The sequence below is a fragment of the Halogeometricum sp. CBA1124 genome (assembly GCF_009741955.1).
GTDB classification, from domain to species: Archaea; Halobacteriota; Halobacteria; order Halobacteriales; family Haloferacaceae; genus Halogeometricum; species Halogeometricum rufum.
The window spans coordinates 1-4551 of the sequence record NZ_WPCD01000256.1; the positions used below are offsets into that span (position 1 = coordinate 1).

Annotated in this window: 5 protein-coding genes and 1 pseudogene; 3 read left to right on the top strand and 3 right to left on the bottom strand. The window is 67.7% G+C overall.

The window, feature by feature from the left end; genetic code table 11:
- Positions 1 to 144: 144 nt before the first annotated feature.
- Both GJ632_RS19750 and GJ632_RS19755 read right to left on the bottom strand, forming a co-directional pair.
- Entirely contained in the window at positions 145 to 345 is a 201-nt protein-coding gene (locus GJ632_RS19750; RefSeq protein WP_191453830.1) for a hypothetical protein, read from the bottom strand.
- Positions 346 to 460: 115 nt separating this feature from the next.
- Positions 461 to 1455 (bottom strand): annotated as a pseudogene (locus GJ632_RS19755) (radical SAM protein).
- Positions 1456 to 1609: 154 nt separating this feature from the next.
- On the opposite strand from GJ632_RS19755, the gene GJ632_RS19760 reads away from it, so the two are divergent.
- Positions 1610 to 2752, top strand: coding sequence for a DUF373 family protein (locus GJ632_RS19760; RefSeq protein ID WP_191453831.1), 1143 nt, complete (start codon positions 1610 to 1612; stop codon positions 2750 to 2752).
- On the top strand, positions 2749 to 2958 hold the full coding sequence (locus GJ632_RS19765) for a hypothetical protein (protein ID WP_191453832.1): 210 nt from the start codon (positions 2749 to 2751) through the stop codon (positions 2956 to 2958). The genes GJ632_RS19760 and GJ632_RS19765 overlap by 4 nt, the downstream gene beginning before the upstream one ends.
- A 9-nt stretch (positions 2959 to 2967) precedes the next feature.
- Here the strand turns inward: GJ632_RS19765 and GJ632_RS19770 are convergent, their stop codons facing one another.
- On the bottom strand, positions 2968 to 3810 hold the full coding sequence (locus GJ632_RS19770; protein WP_089804247.1) for a polyprenyl synthetase family protein: 843 nt from the start codon (positions 3808 to 3810) through the stop codon (positions 2968 to 2970).
- A gap of 139 nt (positions 3811 to 3949) precedes the next feature.
- Here GJ632_RS19770 and GJ632_RS19775 point away from each other — a divergent pair.
- Positions 3950 to 4551, top strand: a 602-nt coding sequence (locus tag GJ632_RS19775) for an NAD-binding protein (RefSeq protein ID WP_343161277.1), incomplete at its 3' end; no start/stop codon positions are given.

Here is a 4551-nt window from a genome sequence, read left to right on the forward strand (position 1 = left end):
CGTCCTCGTCGCCGTCGGCGTCCTCTCCGGCGGCCGACTCGCCGACTGGCTCCTCGCGGGCGCGGCGGTGGCGTTCACGCCGAGCCTGTACGCCGTGCTGTCGCGAACCGACCGACGACGGTAGTTCGGCGTCCGTCGGCGTCCTCACTTCACCGGACCGGTACCGCAGCCCAGTTCCAGCACCCGACTCGTCCCCTCGGGTTCGTACCGTCGCAACAGTCGCACCTGCGCGTCCCTGTTCAGGACGCGCGAGTGGTAGAACTCGTAGAGCGCGGGGTACTCGTAGAAGTCGCGTTCGCGGTGCGGGTCGTCGTCGACGTCCTCGATGACGTGGGCGAGACTCACGTGTGGCCGCCCCTACCGACTGGACCGGGCAAATAGCGTTCGGTGGTTCGACACCGCTTGGCACGGGACGGAACGGCCGCGGCGACCGAAAAAGCGACGCGACCGAGGGGTCGCCCTACGCCAACGGCGTCCGTTCGACCACGGTGCCGTTCACGGTGGGGTACTGCTCGACGATTTCGCCCTTCGACACGTCGCCCTCGTCCACCATCTCCTCCAGCAGCCACCACGCGACTTCGACGTGGTCGGACTTCACCGTGTAGAACTCCTCGGGGACGCCGAGTGCCTGCAGGTCCGCCTCGGTCACCCACGTCTTCCCGTAGACGATGGTGCCGTCGTCGGTTACCTCGTCGAACGGACGGCGGATGTTCTTCGCCATGCGCTTCAGGCGGTTGCGGTGCTGGGCGGCGTCCTTGAACACGGAGGTGCAGAAGTAGACGCGTTCGTGGTCGGCCATCTCTTCGAGGATGGCGTCCTTCGACCCGTCGACGGCCGACATGTGGCCGTCCTGCAGTTCGTAGCCCGCCTCCTGCATCCGGCGGTAGTTGCCGTCCGACATCTCGAACTCGTTGACGTTGCAGAACTCCGCGGCGCCCTCGTCGAGGAAGTCGAGGAACTCTTCTTCGGCCCGGATGCCCGGAATCTCGACGCGGGCGTCAGACCCTCCTCGCGGGCGACGTAGAGGATGTCCTCCCACTCGGTGCCGTGCATGTCGCCCCACAGTTCGTACGGCGGGTGGAAGCGAATCTCGTCCAGTCCGGCCTCCGAGAGGCGGCGCATGTTCTCGCGGCCGCCCGTGATTCCCGTGTAGAGGTGTGTGTGGTGGTCCTCGCCGAACTCGTCCTTGAGGAGTTCGAGGTAGCGACACGTCTTGTCGAGGGCCTCCTGCGGTTCGCCGCCCGTGATGGACGTCCCGAGGGCGTCCATCCGCTTCGCCTCGGCGATGACGTCGTCGTCGGACTCCACCTGTCGCTCGTTGGCGTACACGTCGGTGACGTTCTTGCGGTTCTCGCCGAGCGGACAGTAGAAGCAATCGCGCTGGTCGCAGTAGCCGTAGACGAACAGCACCATCTTCCCTCCCATGGCGCACTGCTCACAGCCCTTCGAGATCATTCGTTGAACACACGCTACACGTCCCACGGGCAAAAACCGTGCGAAACGCAGTTCCCGGCGTGGGACGGACGCCCACGGCGTTCCGGCGAACGCCGGCCGTCGCCCGGAGAGCGTCCCCGAAAACAAATATAGCCCGACGGCATACGGTCGGACGATGCTGTTGGTCCTCTGTATCGACCTCGACGACGACCTCGGCCGGAAGACGCGGTTCGACACGCCCGTCGTCGGCCGGGACAGCGTCGAAGCCGTCGCGGTCGCTCTCGCCACCGCCGACCCGGAGGACTCAGACTCGAACGTCCTGTTTCAGGGCATCCACGAACACGACTTGCTCGTCGCCGACCCAGAGGTCGACGAGCAGGTGGAAGTCGCCGCCGTCACCGGGACGCAGGGCAGCGACGTGAAGGCCAACCGCGCCATCGGCGAGGAGATAGACCGCGTGCTCGCGGGTCTCTCCACCGGCGAGAACGTCAGCGCAATCGTCATCACCGACGGCGCGCAGGACGAGTCCGTCCTGCCAGTCATCCGCTCTCGCGTCCCCATCGACAGCGTCCGCCGCGTCGTCGTCCGACAGGCGCAGGACCTCGAATCCATCTACTACACGATGAAGCAGGTGCTCGCGGACCCCGAGACGCGCGGGACCATCCTCGTCCCCCTCGGCATCCTGCTTCTCATCTACCCGTTCCTCACCATCGCCAGCTTCTTCGACGTGCCCGGAGCGGCCGTGCTGGGCCTCGTCTCCGCGCTCCTCGGCCTCTACACCCTGTTCCGCGGCCTCGGACTGGAGACCGTCGTCGACGACGCCGTGAGTCGCGGGCGAGACATCCTCTACGAGGGCCGCGTCACGCTCATCACCTACGTCGCCGCTCTCGCGTTGATGACCGTCGGCGGGTTCCGCAGCGTCGCCCTCCTGGACGCCGTCCGCGCCAGTCTGGAGTCGACGCTCGCACCGTCGCTGATTCTCGCCGCCCTCGTCCACGGCGCGGTCCAGTGGTTCGCCGCCGCGGGCGTCACCTCCAGTCTCGGACAGGTGACCGACGAGTACCTCGCGGACCGATTCAAGTGGCGCTACCTCAACGCGCCGTTCTACGTCGTCGCCATCGCCATCGTCCTCTACGTCGTCTCCGGCTTCTTCCTCAACGTCAACGGCGTCGCCGGCCTCCCGGGCGTCCGGCCGTTCTCGCTGTCGGACCTCGCAATCGGCCTCACCGTCGGAACGCTGTTGGGCGTGTTCAGCACGCTCGCGTTCGCCATCGCGGAGTCGCGGTTCCCCACGAGCGTCGAACCGACGCGGGGGTGAGCGGACGGCGGGAGACCACGATACCGCTCGCCGGCGCCGGGACGCTCACCGACGACGGCGACGTGCGCGTCTACCGGACGAACCTCGGACCGATACCGAGACGCGGCCGGTATCAGGTCGTCGCCAGACGGTCGACGGACGAGTGGTTCACCGCCCCCGCGGTCGACAGACTCTCCTTCGACTTCCACTGCACCGCGGAGAACTGACCGAGCGACTCAGCGCTCGCGGACGACGACGAACTCCGCGAGGTCCCGGAGGTAGCCGAGCGAGTCCGTCTCGGCCAACTGGGCGGCGTCGAGGGCGTCGAGCGCCTGGTCCGACTGGTCTCGCGCGCGCTGGTTCGCCTCCGCGGGGGTGAGGTCCGTCACCTGCACGACCGACGGGCGGTCCATCTGTTCGTCCTGTCCGGTCGGCTTGCCGAGTTCGTCGGCGTCGGCCGTCGCGTCCAGCACGTCGTCGCGTATCTGGAAGGCGACACCCACCCGTTCTGCGTACTCGCCGAACGCCTCGACGGTGAACGGGTCGGCTTCGGCGGCGACGGCACCGAGTTCGGCCGCCGCGCGGAACAGCGCGCCGGTCTTCCGGCGTGCCAGTTCCATGTACTCCGCCTCGTTCGTCGGCCGGGCGACGAGTTCCGTCGCCTCCCCCTCGCCGAGTTCGACCATCGACTCCGCCACTATCTGCATCGCCTGGTCGTTGACTGACAGGAGGGCGAACGCTTCGCCGAGGAGGCCGTCGGAGGCGATGATGGCGGGGCCGTAGCCGTACTGCGCCCACGCGCTGGGCGTCCCGCGCCGGATGTCCGAGCGGTCGATGATGTCGTCGATGACCAGCGAGGCGTTGTGGACCAGTTCGATGGCGACGGCGAAGTCCACCGCCGCGTCGGGGTCGCCGCCGCAGGCCTCACAGGAGAGAATCGTCACCGCGGGGCGGACGCGCTTGCCGCCCGCCAGCGCAACGTGGGCGAGTTCGTCCGACAGTTCGGGCGGGTCGACCGCGTCGATGACCGTGCGGAGGCGGTCCTCGACCATCGACACCCGACGCTCCAGATACTCCATTACCGGTGGCTCAGGATGCAGCGACAAAAGAGGTTCCGGAACGGTGCGTTCTCGCCGTGCGTCGCCCGACGAGCGGTCGTCGGGTCGCTCGGCCACAACACTAGTCCGTCGCGGCACGCTCGTTCGAACGAGACCGAACGTGCGCGAACTACAGAACGTGGACGGCCTGCATCCTCGGGACCTCTCGCAGCGACAGCGACTGCTCGTGGTCTACGTGCTCGGCCTCGTCGCCGTCGTCCTGTCCTACACCGCCCTCTACAACTTCGGGATGCGAGCGTATGAGAGCCGACCGCAGTCGGTGTTCCGCTCCTTCCAGGCCGTTCTCGCGACGCTCACGACGACCGGATACGGAGCGGACGCGCCGTGGACGACGCCCGAGATGAACGTGTTCCTCGGACTCGTGCAGGTGACCGGCGTCGTCATCGGGTTCGTGACGCTGCGCGTGCTCATCATCCCCCTCTTCGAACGCGCGCCGCTCACCCTCGACGACAGGCTCTCGAAGAAGGAGGGCCACGTCGTCGTCGCCGAGTACCGGCGCGATACGGACCTCCTCCTCGACGAACTGGAGGCGCGGGACGTCGGTTACGTCCTCCTCGAATCCGACCAGACGGAGGCGAAACGCCTCTCCGACGAGGGCTATCAGGCGATTCACGGCGACCCCGAGAGTCCGTCTGACCTCGACCGGGCGTCCGTCGAGGAGGCGTCGCTCCTCGTCGCCGACGCGGGCGCCGGAACGCGAGC

Bases quoted from the DNA above. Each gene is read 5' to 3' on its own strand.
- GJ632_RS19760 (WP_191453831.1), top strand. From the start codon at position 1,610: ATGCTGTTGGTCCTCTGTATCGACCTCGACGACGACCTCGGCCGGAAG.
- GJ632_RS19770 (WP_089804247.1), bottom strand. From the start codon at position 3,810: ATGGAGTATCTGGAGCGTCGGGTGTCGATGGTCGAGGACCGCCTCCGC.